This is a genomic window from Pseudomonas sp. MF7453 (genome assembly GCF_016405455.1).
In the GTDB taxonomy this organism is placed as follows: Bacteria; Pseudomonadota; Gammaproteobacteria; order Pseudomonadales; family Pseudomonadaceae; genus Aquipseudomonas; species Aquipseudomonas paralactis.
In genome coordinates, this window is the sequence record NZ_JAEKCN010000005.1 from 268419 (window position 1) to 287781 (window position 19363).

The window sequence follows — 19363 nt, forward strand, 5'->3', positions numbered from 1 at the left end:
AACAGAGATCACATCTATGCTTTTTTCCCGTAAGTCGGTTTCCAAGCGTCACCTGCTGCTGATCGCGGCCGGTTTCAGCACCGTGTTGACCGGTTGCGCTACGTCGCCTGCGTCCAAGGTCGCGTCGAGCACCAAGGTCGAGTACTACCCCAACTGCTACGAGCCGGTCCAGCACCTGCGTGCCACCGATTCGAACATGACCAAGTCGGTAGTGACCGGCGCCGCAATCGGCGCGGCCGGCGGTGCTCTGCTGGGCGCCCTGACCGGCGACTCCGAAAAGCGTGGCCGTAACGCGGCCATTGGTGCTGCGGGCGGTGCCCTGGCCGGCGGCGCAGCGGGTTACTACACCGAGCGTCAGAAGCAGATCAGCGACGACAACCAGCGCATCGCGTCCTACTCCACCGACTTCAACAAAAGCGCTTCCGACATTGATCGCAGCACCGCCTACGCCAAGGCATCGCAACAGTGCTACCAGAGCGCCTTCACCAAGCTGGTGGCTGACCGTAAAGCCAAGACCGTCAACGACACCGAAGGCCGTAAGCGCCTGGCGGAAATCGTTGCGGGCTTGAAAGAGTCCAATGACCTGATCGTTGCGGTCAACGGCAAGGCCAGCGAAGACCTGAACAACTACACCCAGGCTTACGAGAAAGACCTGCAACAGGTGGGCGTGCAGCGTAACGACGTGGTCACGGTTGCAACTGCCGATGCTGCTCCAGCCGTAGTCCCGGCCAAGAAAGGCAAATCCACTGGCAAAGTCGTGACCAAGCGTCCGCCACTGCCGGTTGTGCCGAAAGAGGCCGTGACCACCGAGAAGAGCATCCAGGCCGTTCAGGCCAAGCAGGCTGAAAGCAAGCAAGTCGCCAGCGCCGGCAAATCTCAGATCGAAGGCACCTGCCGCGATCCGAACCTGGCCGACTGGGCACCGGTACCTTGCCCAAACGTTTAAGTAACGTGCTGCTATAAGCGGCAAACGCCAGCCGATCTTCTGCTAATGCGCAAGATCGGTGGCGTTCTTTTGACAAATCGTTAAACTGCTGCGGCCACTCAATAATTACACCGAGGCCGTGTGCATGAAATTTCGTCTTCTTTTGTGGGTGCTGGGCCTGATGATGGGCAAAGCCAGCCGCACGAACCCCGCGTTCCAGCAGCAGTTGGGTGACAAAGACCTGGCCTTCCAGCTGCAGACCCTCGACGGCAAGGTTGCCCGTCACTTCATCGTCAAAGACCAGCGCATCACCAGTCGTTCAGGCGTTCATCCTGCGCCTGCCTTTGCGATTGCTTTCAAAGATGCCGCCTATGGCTTCGCCACGATGCAGGCGAAGAACAAGCAACTGGCGTTTATGACGGGGATTCAGGACAAGTCGATTCAGATCAAGGGCAACCCGGCGCTGGTGATCTGGTTTCAGGGCTTGACCAAGTATTTGAAGCCGAAGAAAAAGAAGTAGGTGGTCAGGTAGACCGAGTTGACTTCATCGCAGGCAAGCCAGCTCCCACAGTGACCGCGTTCCAACTTGGAAATACGGTCAACTGTGGGAGCTGGCTTGCCTGCGATAGCGGTTTAACAGGCGGTGGGCTTACCTCTGGCTGAACTACGAAGCCAATTCGCGCAACAGCACTTCGGCATCCAGCACCTTGCCGACCACTTCCTCAGCCTTCTCGCGGCTCAGACCAGGTTTGGATATTCGGCGTATTACCCGTCATCTCACCGGGTTACTTGCCCCGAGACAGTGAGTACTCGATCAGCTAGTAACTGTGCCAGTTCGATTAACTGCGCAACGCCCAGCAGTTCCTCTCGTTTTGGCCCTTCAAGGTCAAAGGCCAGATCGCAACTCAGCGCGTTGGCCGAGGCCAGTGTTTCGCTGAGGTTGACCAACAGGTCTTCGGTGTTCATGCCTGCGGCTACAGTGAACAAGCGAATGGGGGGATTGGGGGTAGGTTTGATCATTGTGAACTTCCTGATTAAGTGGAGCTGCCACAGATCGCCGCGACGCGATCGGGTGGTAGCTGTACGCAGGTTCGCGGACCGGAATCAGGAAACCGGCATACCCAAAGGTATCCCGCGCACAGCCACCATAACGCCGCACAGTAGACGATAAAAAGGCGTCACCTGAAAGCGGAAATGGCACTTTGCGTCTGATTAAACCGGGCCGCGACGCCCGACACGCTACGTGTGCAGCGGTGTACGGAGACTAGAGATCGAGTGTCCTAGGGGCAACCTCAAAGCCTTGTAAGACGTTTCTGTTTTTCCCAATACCTAGCCGAACGGACAGTTGTTTGGCTTTGCGCGAGCCTGCAACATCTTTCTAGTGCCAGTTCGGCGCTATTCCCTTGCACACATCAACGCCATGACCGCGTTTGAGCACCCCTGCGCGCTAAAAAAGGACAAAACATGCAGAACACTGACACGTAAATCCAGGCGTCAATCGCCGCAGTTAACCTCTCTCTCATACCCTGGCCGGGGAGGCTGAGGAAGTTACCTGGCAGGATACGATCATTTCGTTTCCGGCTCATTCGGGTGTGCCGCCGCTGTATTTGGTGCTTGCCAAGCCAATGGTCCGCCCACTGGAAGTTGGGCCGTATGACGACTTAAGCAGTCGCAGCATCAAGGATGCCTCCGACCTGAGCGCCGCAGTGGACAGCAACTTCAATGCGATTAAACGTGGACTTCTGGAGGAAGGCTGCACCGAAGCGGACGTTGAAGTGGCTCGAGAGCAACTGCATAGGCTCAGTAAAGAACAGGGGTGGTATTGATGAGTGCGCAAACTATTAACGGCTGGATCAGAAATCTGGGCAAACGCTACGAAGATTTGATTACTGAAGGGCTGATACCGAACCAGCCATTACAAGAGCTCTATGACGGGCGGGATCGCCTGCACTTAGAACCTGCATGGGGACTTTCCCTGAGTTTTTGGGCAGAAACCAAGCGATTGGAAGCGCTGTTCATCACTCTGATTAAAAGCACTCCCTCGACGTTGGAATATAGGGGCGAGCTGCCCAAACCGCTCGCATCTACGATGACGAAGTCCGACATTCGGTCGCATTTCGGCGTCCCTGTAGAATCAGGTGCTCCTGTAAAAATGCCACAGCCCGGGGGTATGACTGGAGGGTGGGATGCCTATCCTCTTGATCCAAGCACATATCCGAATACCAAGCTGGTTTGCAAGTACACCTCCACTTTTCAGGTAAAAGCGTTGGTGTTTACATTGATTGATAAGAACCACGACTGATCTGCGTTCTGTTCCCAACTGGTTCGCCCCGCGTGGGAACGAGCGTCAACGACGTAGAGCGTTCAGGTACACCGCGTTGAATTCATCGCAGGCAAGCCAGCTCCCACAGTGACCGCGTTCCAACTTGGAAATACGGTCAACTGTGGGAGCTGGCTTGCCTGCGATAGCGGTTTAACAGGCGGTGGGCTTACCCCTGGCTGAACTGCGAAGCCAATTCGCGCAATAGCACTTCGGCATCCAGCACTTTACCGACCACATCCTCAGCCTTCTCGCGGCTCAGACCCAGACGCTCGAGCAACGCATCCGGAATGGATTCATCCGGCCCGGAGCCAATTCCGCGGCTACGCAACAGGCGCACCGCCAGGCACACCAGGTTCGGATACTCGGCATATTGCCCGTCATAGGTCGGGTCGTGCTGGAAGCGCAGGGCCGTTGACAACTCATCCGGCATGTCCCAATAGCGCATCAGCCAGGCACCGATCTGCTCGCGGCTGATGCCCAGCAAGTGCTGCTCGACATAGCTGTGGCACAGGTGCGGGTTAACCTCCAGGTGTCGGCAGATCAGCGAGAAATGCGGTGGGAACACATGGGCCAGCAGCAGGTAGCCGAAGTTGTGCAACAGCCCGGCCAGGTAGGTCAGGCCGGCTTCAGGGCGCTGGGCACGGGGCATGGCGCGGGTCAGGCCCTCGATCACGGCGGCGGTGTAGATCGACTGGTGCCAGTACGGCGTCGACAGGTGCGGGCGGTCCTTGGGCAGGCTGAGGGTTTTGCCCAATGCCAGGCCCAGCGCCAGGTTGATCACCAGGTCGAAGCCGAGCACGCGCACGATGGCGTCTTCGACCGAACGGATCTTGCCCGGCGAGGCGTAGTAGGGCGACGCGGCCCAGCTCACCACTTGGGCGGCCAGCGCCGGGTCGGTTTCGACCACTCCGGTGATGTCATCAATGGTGGCGTTGGGATCGACGCGCAGCTTGATGATCTTCTGCGCCGTGTCGGCCAATGGTGGAATCTCGATGGTCGCTTCCAGGCGTTGCTGGATGCGGCGGGCGGTGAACGCCTGCATCGCCTGGGTGATTTCCTCGCGGTCATCATTGGGGCGGTCCAGGTTCGGGCGAATGTTGCTCAGCGGCTCGCCGAACTGGGCGGCGCTGGCCTTGGTAAGCATGATCTTGAAGGCGTCGCTGGGGATCTCCAGCAACAGCCCGGCTTCGCCCGAATGCACCAGCAGGCTCGGCTCGTTGAGCAAGCTGCCTTCATACAGACACGGTGAGCTGGTGAGGGGCGGCAGGCCCGGCAGCAGGCTCAGATCATGCTTGCCGAGCATACGCTCGACGCGCTCCGGAGCTACGGCCGTGAGGCGGCGACCGGTGAGTTCGGTGAGGCGGTTGAGGTCAAGCAACTGGCTTTGAGGGAACAGCACCATGAGTGCGCCGACCGCGTCCTCAAGCAGCACCGCCTGGACCTTTCGCGCAGGGTTCAGGCCCGCGTGTTCGGCGACTTCCGTGTAGGGGATGGCGAGCTTTGCGAGCAGCGCCCGAATGACCGGCGGGGCGGTCAGTGGGGCTGTAGCGAGGGCAACTTCTGACATGGCCTGATCCAATTTCTTACAGTCATTGGAGTATAACCAGCTTGATACGGGTGTTGGTCGGATAAGTGGCGTTTGTGATGAGGTTGGCGGTGTGCTGATTACCCTGTAGGAGCGAGCTTGCTCGCGAAGACCTTCCTGACGGCGCGATCACCCAGAATGTCCGCGTTATCGTTGGCGTTCTTCGCGAGCAAGCTCGCTCCTACAGGGTGGGGTCAGACTTGGCCGTATTGCTGGCCGTGGCGCAGCCAGCGGTTGAGCAAGGGGCTGACGTGATCGGGCCAACGCTCAAGCAATGCTTGCGCAGCATCGCGCACGGCGGGCAGCAGGTCGGCATCGCGCATCAGGTCGGCGACCTTGAATTGCAGCAGGCCGGTCTGGCGCGTGCCGAGCATTTCACCGGGGCCGCGCAGTTCGAGGTCTTTTTCAGCGATGACAAAACCGTCGTTGGTTTCGCGCATGATGCCCAAGCGCTGTCGACCGATCTGCGACAGTGGCGGGTGATAGAGCAGCACGCAGTGGCTGGCTGCACTGCCCCGGCCAACCCGCCCGCGCAGCTGGTGCAGTTGCGCCAGGCCCAGGCGTTCGGGGTTTTCGATGATCATCAGGCTGGCGTTGGGCACATCCACGCCCACCTCGATTACGGTGGTGGCCACCAGCAGTTGCAGATTACCGGCCTTGAACTCGGCCATTACCGCGGCTTTTTCGGCAGGTTTCATGCGGCCATGGATCAGCCCGACCTTGAGTTCGCCCAAAGCGCTGGTGAGGTCTTCGTAAGTGGTTTCGGCGGCCTGGCAGGTCAGCTCTTCAGACTCTTCAATCAAGGTACAGACCCAGTATGCCTGGCGGCCTTCGGCGCAGGCGCCGCGCACGCGCTCGATCACTTCGACGCGCCGGGTGTCGGTGACCAGCACGGTGTTGACCGGCGTGCGCCCTGGCGGCAGTTCGTCGAGAATCGAGGTGTCGAGGTCGGCGTAGGCGCTCATGGCCAGGGTGCGCGGGATCGGTGTGGCGGTCATGATCAACTGGTGCGGATTCATGCGCCCACCCACGCCTTTCTGGCGCAGGGCCAGGCGCTGTTGCACGCCGAAGCGGTGCTGTTCGTCGATGATCACCAGGGCAAGGTTCTTGAACTGCACTTCGTCCTGGAACAGCGCATGAGTACCCACCACCATCGGCGCGCCGGCAGCGATTTGTTCCAGGGCGCTCGCGCGGTTTTTGCCCTTGAGTTTGCCCGCCAGCCACGCCACTTCCAGGCCCAGGGGTTCGAGCCAGCGTTTGAAGGTGATGAAGTGTTGTTCAGCGAGAATTTCTGTCGGCGCCATCAGCGCAACCTGGTAACCGGCTTCCAGTGCTTGCAGGGCAGCGAGGGCGGCGACCACGGTCTTGCCTGCGCCCACGTCGCCCTGGATCAGGCGCAGCATCGGCTCTTGCTGGCTGAGGTCGTAGGCAATTTCATTGCCCACGCGCTGCTGGGCACCCGTCGGCGCAAAACCCAGGTTGGCCAGGTATTGCGAGGGCAGTCGCGTGGCCTTGGGCATTGCCGGCGCACGCAGGGAACGCATGCTTTCACGCAGGCGTTGCTGGGACAGTTGGTGGGTCAGCAGTTCTTCGAAGGCCAGGCGATGTTGTGCCCAATGATGGCCGAGGGCGAGTTCGTCCACATCGGCATCCGCTGGCGGGTTATGCAAATAGCGTATCGCATCGGCCAGGGGCGCCAGTTGATAATCCCGCGCCAGCTCCAGCGGTAGCCAGTCGGGCAGGCTTTGCGGGCCGAGCAGGGTCAGGGTCTGCATGCACAGTTGGCGCAGGCGTTGCTGGGTCAGGCCCTCGGTCAGCGGGTAGATCGGTGTGAGGGTGGTGTCCACCGGTGGCGGTTCGTCGCCGGTGATGGCGCGGTATTCCGGGTGGTAGATCTCCAGGCCCGATGCGCCGGGACGTGCCTCACCGTAGCAGCGCACGCGGGTGCCTCGTTTGAGGCCCTCCTTCTGTGCATTGCTGAAATGGTAGAAGCGCAGGCTCAAGCCGCCGGTGCCATCCTGCAGGCGCACCACCAGGCTGCGGCGCTTGCCCATCACCACGTCAGCGCCGCTGACAGTGCCTTCGACCACCGCGTCCTGGCCTGGGCGCAAATGGCCGATGGGCACGACACGGGTACGGTCCTGATAACGCAGGGGCAAGTGGAACAGCACGTCCTGGAGGTTTTCCAGGCCGACCTTGGCCAACTTCTCGGCCATGGCTTCACCGACACCCTTGAGTGCCGTCACCGACACCTGCGACAGCTCAGTCATACGCTTGCTTAGCTCGCAGCGGGCGGCTTGGCCACCGAGCACAGGCGGATCGAATCGGCGAGGATCTCAATCGCCTTTGGGCGTGGGAAGCTGGCGCGCCAGGCAATGGCCACGGTACGGAACGGCACCGGCGGTGTGAGTGGGCGCACTTCGATCACGCCCTGGGCATAGTGATGGCTGTCCACCGCTGACAGCGGCAGGATCGAGATACCCAGGCCGGACGCGACCATATGGCGGATGGTTTCCAGGGAGCTGGATTCCACCGTAGTGTGCTTGGCGCCGTCGTTGCCCTTGGTCAGGGTCGGGCAGGCTTCCAGCACCTGATCGCGGAAGCAGTGGCCTTCACCGAGCAGCAGCAGGCTCTTGTCGTTGAGCAGGCCGGCGTCGATGGTGTCCTTTTTGGTCCACGGGTGCGAGGCCGGCATCAGCACGTAGAACGGCTCGTCGTAGAGCGGCAGGGTCAGCACGTCTGCCTCGTTGAACGGCAGGGCGATGATGATCGCGTCCAGCTCGCCGTTGCGCAGTTTGTCGCGCAGCACGTGGGTAAAGTTTTCTTCGATATACAGCGGCATCTGCGGCGCGACGCGGTGCAGTTGCGGGATCAGGTGCGGGAACAGGTAAGGGCCGACGGTGTAGATCGCGCCGACTTTGAGCGGTGCGGTCAGCTGGTTCTTGCCGGCCTGGGCCAGCTCGCGAATGCTTTGCGCTTGTTCCAGGACCTTCTGGGCCTGGGCAACGATACCTTCGCCCACTGGGGTGAGGCGCACGGCGCTCTTGCTGCGCTCGAAAATCAGCACACCGAGTTCGTCTTCAAGCTTTTTCACGCCCACCGACAGCGTCGGCTGGCTGACGTGGCAACGCTCGGCAGCATGGCCGAAGTGCTGTTCTTGGGCGAGGGTCACGATGTAGCGTAATTCTGTAAGAGTCATAGCGGGCGTCCATGAAGTTGCGGGCCAAGCATACCGGCTGCAATCGATAGACGCACGTTATCAGAACTTTGCTGGGGATTGAGTGGGGAATGTCGGAAATTGTTGTCGCGATGAAAGCCAGTGCGGGAGGTGGCAAGCCCCTCCCACACTGCTCTGCTAGCGGCGACGTTTATCGATGTTGTAAACGAAGGGCGCAACCAGTTCGACACTGCCGTTTTTCAACAGGTCGGCTGGAGGCTTCGGCAAGGGCTGAGCCTTGCGGATCATCTCCAGGGTTGCACGGTCCAGGTCGGCATTGCCGGAGCGGCCTTCCAGTTCGTAGGACAGTACATTGCCTTCGCCATCGACCACGAAACGCAGGCGGTTCATGCCTTCCTTGCCACGTTGCTGGGCGCCCGGCGGGTACTTCTTGTACTTCTGCAGGTGCGCCAGCAGGGTGCTTTGCCAGGATGCCTGGGCAGCAAGCTGTTGTGCCGATGGGCCGGGCGCAGGCTGGGCAGATTTTTGCGCAGGTGCGTTGCTCGGTGGCGTTTCGCTCGGTGGCTCCTCGGAAGGTTTCTCCTTGGGCGGATCGGGCTTCTTCTCCACGGGCTTGGGCGGTTGCGGCTTGGGTTTGGGCTTGACCGGCTTGGGCACCTGGATCGTCGGCTTGGGCGCCTCGGCCAATTTCGGCAAGGGCAGCTCTTCAACCGGCGGCGGCGGTGGGGCCACGACCTTGGGCGGTGCCGGCGGCGGCGGTGGCGCTGGCAGCGGCGCCAGGTCGATGACCATCGCGGCCGGCGGCAGCTGGATCGCCTGCGGCGCGGACCATTGGAGCGCGATGATGATCGCGACGGCATGCACGCCCAGCACGACGGCGAGGCTGGTGCCGTAACGCGTCAGTTTGTGGCGCGTCGTGATCATTTCTTGGCTGCCGTCTCAAGTCCGACCAGGCCTACCTTGAGGTAACCGGCTGCCCGCAGGGCATCCATCACGCTCATCAGGTCGCCATAGTCCACGCCCTTGTCGGCCTGGAAGAAGATCGTCGTGTCTTTCTTGCCCTGGGTCTTGGCGTCGAGCACCGGCCCCAGGGTTTCAGCCTTGACTTCTTCTTCGCCCAGGAACAGGCGTTGGTCCGCCTTGACGCTGAGGAAAATCGGCTTCTCCGGCCGCGGCGCCGGCTTGGCGCTGGAGGCGGGCAGGTCTACCTTGATGTCCACGGTGGCCAACGGTGCCGCCACCATGAAGATGATCAGCAGCACCAGCATCACGTCGATAAACGGCGTGACGTTGATTTCGTGGTTCTCGACGAGTTCATCGTCGCCTTGATTCAAATGCAGGCCCATGGCCGATTACCCCACTTTCACCATGTGCGGTTGCGAGCTGCGCTCGGTAGGCAGGTGATCGAGGTCACGGCTGACCAGCAGCAGGACTTCTGCCGACGCATCCGATACCTGAGCCTTGTAACCGGCGATCGAACGGGCGAAGACGTTGTAGATCACCACCGCTGGAATCGCGGCAACCAGGCCCAGGGCTGTAGCCAGCAGGGCTTCGGCGATGCCGGGGGCAACGACGGCGAGGTTGGTGGTCTGGGTTTTGGCGATGCCGATGAAGCTGTTCATGATGCCCCACACGGTGCCGAACAGGCCGACGAACGGGGCTGTGGAGCCGATGGTGGCGAGTACGCCGGTGCCGCTGCTCATGTTGCGGCCGCAGGCGGCGACCAGACGCTCCAGGCGGAAGCTGACGCGTTCCTTGATGCCTTCTTTTTCGCGGGTGTTGGCCGAAAGGCGCATTTCTTCCAGCGCGTCGTGCACCAGCAGGTTGGCCAGGGTGCCCTTTTTGGTCGCGGTTTCGCTCGCTTCCTTAAGGGTTGTGGCTTTTTTCAGGTGGACGATTTCAGCGCGCAGACGACGCTTGGCGCCCAGCAGCTCGAAGCCTTTGGCAATCCAGATAGTCCAGGTGATGATCGAGGCGATGGCCAGGCCGATCATCACAGCCTTCACCACCACGTCGGCATTCTGGTACATGCCCCAGGGTGACAGGTCATGGGCCATGCCCAGGGTGTTGTCTTCTTCCAGCACGACGCCGGTTTCGTCGGCAGGTGCGGCGTCACCAGCGGCCTGGGCCGGGTCGGTAGCCACTGGTGCTACGGCAGGCGCCGCCGGGGTCGCAGCATTTTGCTCGGCGGCCGCTGGAGTGGCAGGGGCGGTGGCATCAGCGAATGCGGCGGTCGGTGCCAGCAGAACGCTGAACAGCATCGCAGCAATCGCACGCCAGGCGCGGGATGGGCTGTGAGGCTTGGTTGGCGAAGCGGGGGTTGTATTACGTGTCATGCTGGCCGGACCTGAGAGAAAAAATGGGTGATCGTCCTTCCAGACCCGTGGGGTCGAGGACAAATGGGCGGTTATTATTGCAAGTAATTCTTGTTAACTAAAGTGGCACTGTTACTTTATTTCGCTTTTTACTGGCCGTTGATCCACTCGCGCGGCTAATCTGCGCCTTTGAGAATGGAGTTTTATGATGTCTGCGCCTTCTGTTGTGATTGCCGGTTGCGGCGATGTGGGTAGTCGGCTGGCTAGCCAATTGCTGGCCTCGGAATGGGAGGTTCACGGCCTGCGCCGCGATATTTCGCGCCTGCCCGACGGGGTGATCGGCATCGCCGGCGACCTGTTCAAAAAGGACTGCCCTGACACCTGGCCCATCGGCGGGGTGGATTATCTGGTGTATTGCGCCGCTGCCACCGAGCATGACGAGGCCGGCTATCGCGCCGCTTACGTGCAAGGGTTGCAGCATGTGTTGGAGTGGCTGGGCGATTACGGCCAGGAGCCGAAACATCTGGTGTTCGTCTCCAGCAGCAGTGTTTACGGGCAGCAGAACGGCGAGTGGGTCGACGAAACGTCAGAAACGCAAGCGAAGGGTTATTCCGGGCAGGTGATGCTGGAGGCTGAGCAAGTGGCGCTCAATAGCGGTATCCCGGCCACCGTTGTGCGGCTGACCGGGATTTACGGCCCGGGTCGTGAATGGCTGCTGACTCAGGTTCGCCAAGGCTATCGTGTAGCGATTGACCCGCCGTTGTATGGCAACCGTATCCACGCCGATGACGCCGCGGGCCTGCTCGCCTTTTTGCTGCGGCATGTGGAAAAGGGTGGTTCGCTGGACAAGGTCTACATCGGCGTTGACGATGCGCCGGCACCACTGGCCGAGGTGGTGGCCTGGTTGCGTGAATACCTGGGTGTGACCGAGTGGGCCGAGGATGCCAGTGTACGGCGGGCGGGGAGCAAGCAATGCAGTAATGCGCGTATCAAGGCGCTTGGCTGGATGCCGACATACCCGACTTACCGGGAAGGCTATGCGGCAATTCTGAAAGGCTGAAGCGCGGGCAAAAATGTGGGAGCTGGCTTGCCTGCGAAGGCGGCCTAACAGTCATTATAGTTGGACCGAGTACATATCCATTCCTGCGGTAACGGCTACTTATGGTTCCGCTCTTACAGCGGGTCACTTTTGGAAGGACCGGAATGCCGGCCCAGCCAAAAGTAACCAAAAGGTCCTCGCCCCACCACTCGGCACCTCGCTTGGGCTCGGTGTGCCCGTAATCCGCCAGGGATTTGGGGGGCCGCCGCCACGCGCCATCCATGGCGCGGGGCGGCTAAACCGGCATCCCTGCCGGTTTACCCCCCAAATCCCTGTCGAATTCCGGCCAGCGTGGTTTGACGGGGCGCCTAAGATCAAGATCAAAAGCAGATCAAGAGCAAGAGCAAGAGCGGCTCGCTTCGCATCGTGGTTACCGTTGATCGAGTTGTGTGGAGACTACGATTCTCGCAGGCAAGCCAGCTCCCACATTTGGATTTGGGTGAGGCTTTTATTACTTTTCAAGCAACCATTGGCGAGGGCCTGGCGTAAACGAAGGCACTTCATCGGCCTGTGCGGTGTTGATCGCCTGGAAGATCTCCAGTTGCTCACCCTTGCGCGCGAAGATCCAAGGGTTGCCCTGGCCGTTCAGTTGCAGCCAGATGCTGTCATAGCCGCCGCTCATGGAGGCGCAATCGCCTGCCAGGCAGAGTGAATAGCGATCAACCCCTGGCAGGCCGGCGACCTTGCCGTCAGCCTGGAACTGCACCGTAGCGCCGTTGCCGGTACCGTCGGTGATCTTCCAGTCGCCACCCATGTAGGCCGCATACAGTGCCCGCTCGAAGTTGGCACCCAGTGGCGCGCCTTCCGGCGCAGGGTCTTTGGCGCGGGCGAACAGTTGTTCTGGCTCATTGTCGTTGGCCACTTGCAGCAATTGTTTGCCTTTGCGCTTGAGTTCGGTGGCAGAGCTGCCATAGAAATCCACGTTCCATGCGCCGGGTTTTTCACCCGACAACTTGCCTTCCGCTACTTCAAAACCGTTGTAGTAGCGCGCCTGCAGCGCCTTGGTGTTGACCTCCCACTCAAGGTTGGGGCCATAGGATTGCAGGGCTTCACGCAAAGGGCCGCCCTTGGCCGCCGCGTCGATGGCGGCCTGGTTGATCCAGGTACCGCTTACGTCGAGGTCGGCGGGGTTGCTGGCACAGCCGCTCAGCAACAGTGCGAGCAACGAAGAGGCTACAAGCGCTTTGCGCATTACGAAATCCTTATGAAACGAAGCCGGCGCAGCCTGTTGGGGCTGCGCCGGGTGTTTTACTCGATGACCAGAATGGCGTCCATCTCAACCTGTGCACCCTTTGGCAGGGCGGCAACGCCAATGGCGGCGCGGGCTGGGTAGGGTTGTTCGAAGTACTTGCCCATGATCTCGTTGACCTTGGCGAAATGGCTCAGGTCGGTGAGGAAGATGTTCAGCTTGACGATGTCCTTGAACGAACCACCGGCAGCCTCAGCCACGGATTTAAGGTTTTCGAAGACTTGTACGGTCTGGGCTTCGAAGCCTTCAACCAGTTCCATGGTCTTTGGGTCCAGCGGAATCTGGCCGGACATGTAGACGGTGTTGCCCGCCTTGATCGCCTGGGAGTAGGTGCCGATGGCGGCTGGGGCTTTATCGCTGGTGATAACTGTCTTGGTCATGAATGACTCCTTGTAATGGATCGGTTATGCACGCATACGGGTGATGCGGATCACACCGGTCAAGGCGCGCAGTTTCTTGATCACGCGGGCCAGGTGCACACGGTCGTGCACACTGACCACCAGTTGGACCACGCTGATGCGACCATCACGTTCGTCCATGCTGATTTTCTCGATATTGCCGTCGGCCGCATTGACGCTGCTGGCCAGCAGGGCGATCAGGCCGCGCTGATGTTCCAGTTCCACTCGCAGCTCGACGTTGAATTCGCCGGTGACATCCTTGGCCCACGAGAGCTGGATGCATTTTTCCGGGTTGTGGCGGATTTCGGTGATGTTGCGGCAGTTGTCCAGGTGCACCACCATGCCCTTGCCCGCAGACAGGTGGCCGACGATCGGGTCGCCCGGGATCGGCGTGCAGCATTTTGCATAGCTGAGCACCAGGCCCTCGGTGCCGCGAATCGCCAGCGGGCCTTCCGGGCTCGGCAGCTGTTCGCCTTCGCCCAGCAGGCGACGGGCGACCACATAAGCCATGCGGTTGCCCAGGCCGATATCTTCGAGCAGGTCTTCGATGGTTTCCTGGCGATACTCATGAAGCATCGCCTGCACGCGTTCTTGCGCAATCTTGTCCAGGGCGCTGTCGAAGCCGTTGAGCACCTTGTTCAGCAGGCGCTCGCCCAGGCTGATGGACTCGGAGCGGCGCTGCAGTTTCAGCGCGTGGCGAATATGCGTTCGGGCCTTGCCGGTGACGACAAAGTTGAGCCAGGCCGGGTTAGGGCGCGCGCCTGGAGCACTGACGATCTCGACCGTGGAGCCACTTTGCAGCGGCTCGGACAGCGGTGCGAGGCGACGATTGATCCGACAGGCAATGCAGCTGTTGCCGACGTCGGTGTGCACTGCGTAGGCAAAGTCGACCGCCGTGGAGCCCTTGGGCAGCTCCATGATCCGGCCCTTGGGCGTGAACACATAGACCTCGTCCGGAAACAGGTCAATCTTCACGCTTTCGATGAATTCCAGGGAGTTGCCGGCTCGTTGCTGCATTTCCAGCACGCCCTTGACCCATTGGCGGGCACGGGCATGGGTGCCTTTGGGCTGTTCGTCGCCGCTGGATTTGTACAGCCAGTGGGCAGCGATGCCGTTGTTGGCCATCTCTTCCATTTCGCGGGTACGGATCTGGATCTCGATTGGCACGCCATGCATACCGAACAGCGTGGTATGCAGCGACTGATAGCCGTTGGCCTTGGGGATCGCGATGTAGTCCTTGAAACGGCCCGGCAGGGGTTTGTACAAATTATGTACAGCGCCCAGCACGCGGTAACAGGTGTCGACCTTGTCGACGATGATCCGGAACGCGTACACGTCCATGATCTCGTTAAAGGCCCGGCGCTTGCCGCGCATCTTCTTGTAGATGCCGTAGATGTGCTTCTGGCGGCCACTGACTTCGCCTTCGATCTCGTCTATCGCCAGGCAATGGCTCAGGGATTCTTCAATCTTGTTGACGATTTCCTTGCGATTGCCCCGGGCGCGTTTGACCGCCTGGTAGATGCGCGCCGAACGCATCGGGTGCATGGCTTTGAAGCCAAGGTCTTCGAATTCGATACGAATGGCGTGCATGCCCAGCCGGTTGGCGATGGGCGCGTAGATTTCCAGGGTTTCCTTGGCGATGCGCCGGCGCTTTTCGCCGGAGAGCACTTCCAGCGTGCGCATGTTGTGCAGCCGGTCGGCCAGCTTGACCAGGATCACCCGAATGTCTCGGGCCATGGCCATGGCCATCTTCTGGAAGTTTTCCGCCTGGGCTTCGGCCTTGGTCTCGAAGTTCATCTGGGTCAGTTTGCTGACCCCGTCGACCAGTTCGGCCACGGTTTCGCCAAATTGCGCGCTGAGCGCTTCCTTGGCAATGCCGGTGTCTTCGATCACGTCATGCAGCATCGCGGCCATCAGGCTCTGATGGTCCATGTGCATGTCGGCCAGAATATTTGCCACCGCAAGGGGATGGGTGACATACGCCTCACCGCTACGCCGGCGCTGGCCGTCGTGGGCTTGTTCGGCGTAGAAATACGCTCGGCGGACCAGGTTGACCTGGTCGGGGCCGAGGTAGGCCGATAAGCGATCGGCGAGGGCGTCTATGCTCGGCAAAGCGTGAACTCCTGCCGATGGCTGTGACCCCGCGCCGTGCTACGTCGACCAGGCATAGGCTTAGACGTCCTCGTTGGACTCGCTTTCGAACGCTGCAAACAGCGGTTCGTCTTCAACGATTTCGGCGTTGGCGATGAACTCGTAGCTCATCAGGCCTTCAGCGATTTCACGCAGGGCTACAACGGTAGGCTTGTCGTTTTCCCACTGGACCAGGGGCTCTTTGCCGCCAGTGGCCAGTTGACGGGCACGCTTGGTAGAGAGCATGACCAGCTCAAAGCGGTTATCCACGTGTTCTAGGCAGTCTTCAACGGTTACGCGGGCCATGGTATTCCTCGGAGCGAATGCAAGATGCGCGCTGCCCGGTTGGGCGAGCGGACTGAGCAGTTTAAAAAATCACCAGCGTTTAGGGAAGCGCTGATTTTTCGCAGGCCCTCGCAAAACCGCTACAAGTGCCAATGTAAGGCCCTTGCAGCGGTTTTGGGAAGAGCTAATCAACCGAGCAGTTCAGCGAGTAATTTGCCGAAACGCTGCTGTTGACGCTTTTGCTGGAGCTGGTTGGCGCGGAAAATCGCCTTCAAATCATCCAGCGCGTGGGCGAAATCGTCATTGATGATCAGGTAGTCGTAGTCGACGTAGTGGCTCATTTCGCTGACGGCTTCACGCATACGACCTTCGATGATCTCGTCGCTGTCCTGGCCACGGTTGGTCAGGCGCTGGTGCAACGCTTCAAGCGACGGCGGCAGGATAAAGATCGAGCGTGCCTTGGGCATCAATTGGCGCACTTGCTCGGCGCCCTGCCAATCGATTTCCAGGATCAGGTCGTGGCCTTCGTCCAGGGTCTGCTGCAGATGGCTTTGGGAGGTGCCGTAGAGGTTGCCGAAGACTTCGGCGCGCTCCAGGAAGTCGCCGTGTTCGATCATCTTGACGAATTCGGTACGCTCGACAAAGTGATAGTGCACGCCGTTGACTTCGCCCGGGCGCATGGCGCGGGTGGTGTGGGACACCGAAATGCGGATCTGTTCGTCAGCGTCGGTCAAGGCCTTGACCAGGCTGCTCTTGCCCGCGCCCGAAGGGGCGGAAATGATGTAAAGGGTGCCGGTGCTGTGGGTCATGAAGGTTGCCTTACTCAATATTCTGTACTTGTTCGCGCATTTGCTCGATCAACACTTTGAGGTTGACCGCTGCCGTGGTGCTGCGCGGGTCGAACGCCTTGGAGCCCAGTGTATTGGCTTCGCGGTTGAGTTCCTGCATCAGGAAGTCCAGGCGCCGACCGGCGGCGCCACCAGACTTGAGCACGCGGCGTACTTCAAGAATGTGGGTGCTCAGGCGGTCGAGCTCTTCAGCCACGTCGCTTTTCTGGGCGAGCAGGACCATTTCCTGTTCCAGTCGCGTCGGGTCGAGGTCGGCTTTCATGTCGGTGAAGCGGTCGAGGATCTTCTGGCGCTGGGTGGCAAGCATCTGCGGCACCAGTTCGCGCAGGGTGACCACATCGGCTTCGATCGATGTCAGGCGCTCGTTGATCAGGCGCGCCAGTTCAGCGCCTTCGCGTTCACGGCCCGCCTTGAGCTCCTTCAGGCCCTGGTTGAACAGGGCGAGTGCTTCGGCGTTCAGGGCTTGCGGGTCGGTGGCGTCGCCCACCAGTACGCCGGGCCAGGCCAAGACTTCCAGAGGGTTCAGCGCGGCCGGTTGCTTGATCAGGCCGGCGATGGTTTCGGCGGCGGCCACCAGTTGGGCGGCGCGGTCGCGGTCCAGCTGCAGCGGTTTGCCAGTGGTTTCTTCGGTAAAGCGCAGTGTGCATTCCAGCTTGCCGCGGGAAATGCCCTGGCGCAGTGCTTCCCGGACGGCGCCTTCGAGGTCGCGCAATGACTCCGGCAGGCGCAGGTGCGGCTCCAGGTAGCGGCTGTTGACCGAGCGCAGTTCCCAGCTGAGGGTGCCTTGGGCGCCGGCTTTTTCGACACGGGCGAAGGCGGTCATGCTGTGCACCATGGAGGTACCTCGCGTTGGATAAATAGAAATTGGCCAGGCCGACCTGGAGGCGCAGGATTGTAGCGCAGTGGGAGGGAGGCGCCCAAACCCGGGCATTGGTAACCGGATTTTTTAGAAGTGCCCCGAACCGGCTTGCGGCTCTATAATGCTCGGCAGTTTTTCGTCCTCAGTACAGGTATCCCCTATGAAACGTCCAAGTGGTCGCGCTGCCGATCAGCTCCGCTCGATCCGCATCACCCGCAACTACACCAAACACGCCGAGGGATCCGTACTGGTCGAGTTTGGCGATACCAAGGTGATTTGCACCGTCAGCGTCGAAAACGGCGTGCCGCGTTTCCTCAAGGGTCAGGGCCAAGGCTGGTTGACCGCAGAGTACGGCATGTTGCCGCGCGCCACCGGCGAGCGTAACCAGCGTGAAGCCAGCCGTGGCAAGCAAGGCGGGCGTACCCTGGAAATCCAGCGCCTGATCGGCCGTTCCCTGCGTGCTGCTCTGGACATGTCCAAGCTGGGCGACGTGACCCTGTACGTCGACTGCGACGTGATCCAGGCTGATGGCGGCACCCGTACTGCATCCATCACCGGCGCCATGGTGGCCCTGGTCGACGCGTTGAAAGTGATCAAAAAGCGTGGCGGCCTGAAAGCAGGTGACCCGCTCAAGCAGATGATCGCTGCCGTGTCGGTCGGTATGTACCAGGGCGAGCCTGTGCTGGACCTGGATTACCTGGAAGACTCGGCCGCCGAGACCGACCTGAACGTGGTCATGACCAGCACCGGTGGTTTCATCGAAGTGCAGGGCACCGCCGAAGGCGCGCCATTCCAGCCGGCTGAGTTGAACGCGATGCTGGCCCTGGCCCAGAAGGGCATGAACGAAATCTTTGCACTGCAGACCGCCGCACTGGCTGAATAAGCCCGTCCCGAGGAGAAAACGCCATGAATGACAGCCAATTGCCGGTTCCGGCACCGTCCAAGGAAGTACGCCAGTTGGCAATGCTGTGTCATTTCGCGGCGTTTGCAGGGTTGGTATTCCCCTTCGGCAGCTTGTTGGGGCCGCTGATCCTGTGGCAGTTCAAGAAGGACATGGATCCGCTTATCGATGATCAGGGCAAGGAAGCCCTGAACTTCCAGATCACCGTGGCGATCGCCTGGCTGGTGTGTCTGGTGCTGGGCTTTGTGGTGGTCGGCTTTTTGTTGATGACCGTATTGGTGATAGGGGCGTTGATACTGACGATCATTGCCGGGATCAAGGCCAACAAGGGCATTGCCTATCGTTATCCGTGGACCTGGCGTCTGATCAAGTAATCGAGCGGCCACAAAAAAACCGACATCGCTGTCGGTTTTTTTGTGCCTGGAAAAAGACCTCAGATGGTCAAGGTCCAGTCGTAGTCCACGATCAGTGGCGCGTGCTGCGAGAAGCGCGGCTGGCGTGGCAAGCGAGCGCTGCGTACGAACCGGCGCAGGCCCGGGGTCAGCAACTGATAGTCGAAACGCCAGCCCAGGTTGAGCATTTCAGCCTGTTCGTTATCCGGCCACCAGCTGTACTGGTCGCCTTCGCGACTGACTTCGCGCAGGGCATCAACATAGCCCATGTTGCCGACAATCTCGTCCATCCAGGCCCGTTCCGGCGCCAAAAAGCCCGGTGATTGCTGGCTGTCACGCCAGTTTTTGATATCCAGCTTCTGTTGCGCCACGTACAGCGAGCCACAATAAATGTACTCGCGACGTTTGCGCCGCTGTTTATCCAGATAACGGGCGAAATCGTCCATAAGCTTGAATTTCTGGTTCAAGTCTTCATCGCCGTTCTGCCCCGAAGGAAGCAGCAAGGTCGCGATGCTGACCTTGTCGAAATCGGCTTGCAGGTAGCGCCCGTAGCGGTCGGCTGTCTCGAAGCCGAGGCCGCTGATGACCGCCTTGGGTTGCAACCGCGAGTACAAAGCCACGCCACCTTGGGTGGGCACTTCGGCATCGCAGGCATAAAGGAAGTAGCCATCCAGTTGGAAGGCTGGGTCGTCCAGTTCAAAGGCGGAGGCGCGGGTGTCCTGCAGGCAGATGACGTCGGCATTCTGGGCTTGCAGCCAACTGAGCAAACCACGCTCGACTGCAGCCTGAATACCATTAACGTTCACACTGATGATCCGCATAAATGGCCCCAAAAATCGCGTGCGTGTATGATACACGCCGTCCACCTAATTAGCT

The 19363-nt window shown here is 60.4% G+C and carries 21 protein-coding genes; 7 read left to right on the forward strand and 14 right to left on the reverse strand.

Going from position 1 to position 19363, the window contains the following annotated elements; translation table 11 throughout:
* The first annotated feature begins 16 nt into the window (after positions 1-16).
* The gene (tagQ, locus tag JFT63_RS10600) at positions 17-946 is read left to right on the forward strand and encodes a type VI secretion system-associated lipoprotein TagQ (RefSeq protein ID WP_057701958.1); all 930 of its coding nucleotides are present in this window, start codon (positions 17-19) and stop codon (positions 944-946) included.
* 124 nt (positions 947-1070) lie between these two features.
* Positions 1071-1445, forward strand: coding sequence for a hypothetical protein (locus JFT63_RS10605; protein WP_003195530.1), 375 nt, complete (start codon positions 1071-1073; stop codon positions 1443-1445).
* A 257-nt stretch (positions 1446-1702) separates the two neighbouring features.
* Here the strand turns inward: JFT63_RS10605 and JFT63_RS10610 are convergent, their stop codons facing one another.
* Entirely contained in the window at positions 1703-1945 is a 243-nt protein-coding gene (locus JFT63_RS10610) for a DUF6124 family protein (RefSeq protein ID WP_057701959.1), read from the reverse strand.
* Between the two features lie 506 nt (positions 1946-2451).
* On the opposite strand from JFT63_RS10610, the gene JFT63_RS10615 reads away from it, so the two are divergent.
* Together JFT63_RS10615 and JFT63_RS10620 are read left to right on the forward strand one after the other, a co-directional pair.
* Positions 2452-2751: an S-type pyocin domain-containing protein gene (locus tag JFT63_RS10615; RefSeq protein WP_157243912.1), complete on the forward strand. Its 300-nt coding sequence runs from the start codon at positions 2452-2454 to the stop codon at positions 2749-2751.
* Entirely contained in the window at positions 2751-3227 is a 477-nt protein-coding gene (locus JFT63_RS10620; RefSeq protein WP_186559186.1) for a DUF6392 family protein, read from the forward strand. The genes JFT63_RS10615 and JFT63_RS10620 overlap by 1 nt, the downstream gene beginning before the upstream one ends.
* 187 nt (positions 3228-3414) lie before the next feature.
* Here JFT63_RS10620 and JFT63_RS10625 read toward each other — a convergent pair whose 3' ends face one another.
* The 6 genes from JFT63_RS10625 to exbB all read right to left on the reverse strand — a co-directional run bounded on the left by JFT63_RS10625 (position 3415) and on the right by exbB (position 10347).
* Entirely contained in the window at positions 3415-4815 is a 1401-nt protein-coding gene (locus JFT63_RS10625; protein ID WP_198843905.1) for an aminoacyl-tRNA deacylase and HDOD domain-containing protein, read from the reverse strand.
* A 212-nt stretch (positions 4816-5027) separates the two neighbouring features.
* On the reverse strand, positions 5028-7103 hold the full coding sequence (recG, locus tag JFT63_RS10630) for an ATP-dependent DNA helicase RecG (RefSeq protein ID WP_186559188.1): 2076 nt from the start codon (positions 7101-7103) through the stop codon (positions 5028-5030).
* An 8-nt stretch (positions 7104-7111) separates the two neighbouring features.
* Entirely contained in the window at positions 7112-8032 is a 921-nt protein-coding gene (locus tag JFT63_RS10635; protein WP_032878710.1) for a hydrogen peroxide-inducible genes activator, read from the reverse strand.
* A 156-nt stretch (positions 8033-8188) separates the two neighbouring features.
* Entirely contained in the window at positions 8189-8935 is a 747-nt protein-coding gene (locus JFT63_RS10640; RefSeq protein WP_186559189.1) for an energy transducer TonB family protein, read from the reverse strand.
* Positions 8932-9357, reverse strand: a complete 426-nt coding sequence (gene exbD / locus JFT63_RS10645; protein WP_003195519.1) for a TonB system transport protein ExbD — start codon at positions 9355-9357, stop codon at positions 8932-8934. Before exbD ends, JFT63_RS10640 begins: the two co-directional genes overlap by 4 nt.
* Positions 9358-9363: 6 nt before the next feature.
* Positions 9364-10347 (reverse strand): tonB-system energizer ExbB, encoded by a 984-nt coding sequence (gene exbB / locus JFT63_RS10650; RefSeq protein WP_057701964.1) that lies wholly within the window; start codon positions 10345-10347, stop codon positions 9364-9366.
* A gap of 187 nt (positions 10348-10534) precedes the next feature.
* Between exbB and JFT63_RS10655 the strand changes: the two genes are divergently transcribed.
* Positions 10535-11386, forward strand: a complete 852-nt coding sequence (locus tag JFT63_RS10655; protein ID WP_198843906.1) for an SDR family oxidoreductase — start codon at positions 10535-10537, stop codon at positions 11384-11386.
* 490 nt (positions 11387-11876) lie between these two features.
* Here the strand turns inward: JFT63_RS10655 and JFT63_RS10660 are convergent, their stop codons facing one another.
* The 6 genes from JFT63_RS10660 to JFT63_RS10685 form a co-directional block, all read right to left on the reverse strand.
* Positions 11877-12617 (reverse strand): hypothetical protein, encoded by a 741-nt coding sequence (locus JFT63_RS10660; protein WP_186561012.1) that lies wholly within the window; start codon positions 12615-12617, stop codon positions 11877-11879.
* Between the two features lie 56 nt (positions 12618-12673).
* On the reverse strand, positions 12674-13054 hold the full coding sequence (locus tag JFT63_RS10665; RefSeq protein ID WP_003176922.1) for a RidA family protein: 381 nt from the start codon (positions 13052-13054) through the stop codon (positions 12674-12676).
* A gap of 24 nt (positions 13055-13078) precedes the next feature.
* Positions 13079-15184, reverse strand: coding sequence for a bifunctional GTP diphosphokinase/guanosine-3',5'-bis pyrophosphate 3'-pyrophosphohydrolase (spoT, locus tag JFT63_RS10670; RefSeq protein ID WP_005792489.1), 2106 nt, complete (start codon positions 15182-15184; stop codon positions 13079-13081).
* A gap of 60 nt (positions 15185-15244) precedes the next feature.
* Positions 15245-15508, reverse strand: coding sequence for a DNA-directed RNA polymerase subunit omega (rpoZ, locus tag JFT63_RS10675; RefSeq protein WP_057701967.1), 264 nt, complete (start codon positions 15506-15508; stop codon positions 15245-15247).
* Between the two features lie 167 nt (positions 15509-15675).
* Positions 15676-16296, reverse strand: coding sequence for a guanylate kinase (gene gmk, locus JFT63_RS10680; RefSeq protein ID WP_003213284.1), 621 nt, complete (start codon positions 16294-16296; stop codon positions 15676-15678).
* Between the two features lie 10 nt (positions 16297-16306).
* The gene (locus JFT63_RS10685) at positions 16307-17170 is read right to left on the reverse strand and encodes a YicC/YloC family endoribonuclease (RefSeq protein WP_057701968.1); all 864 of its coding nucleotides are present in this window, start codon (positions 17168-17170) and stop codon (positions 16307-16309) included.
* 184 nt (positions 17171-17354) lie between these two features.
* On the opposite strand from JFT63_RS10685, the gene rph reads away from it, so the two are divergent.
* A complete protein-coding gene (rph, locus tag JFT63_RS10690; protein WP_057701969.1) occupies positions 17355-18077 on the forward strand; it encodes a ribonuclease PH in 723 nt (240 codons plus the stop codon).
* A gap of 23 nt (positions 18078-18100) precedes the next feature.
* Positions 18101-18469, forward strand: coding sequence for a DUF4870 domain-containing protein (locus JFT63_RS10695; RefSeq protein WP_057701970.1), 369 nt, complete (start codon positions 18101-18103; stop codon positions 18467-18469).
* Positions 18470-18528: 59 nt separating this feature from the next.
* Here JFT63_RS10695 and JFT63_RS10700 read toward each other — a convergent pair whose 3' ends face one another.
* The gene (locus JFT63_RS10700) at positions 18529-19308 is read right to left on the reverse strand and encodes an exodeoxyribonuclease III (protein WP_003195493.1); all 780 of its coding nucleotides are present in this window, start codon (positions 19306-19308) and stop codon (positions 18529-18531) included.
* Positions 19309-19363 lie beyond the last annotated feature (55 nt).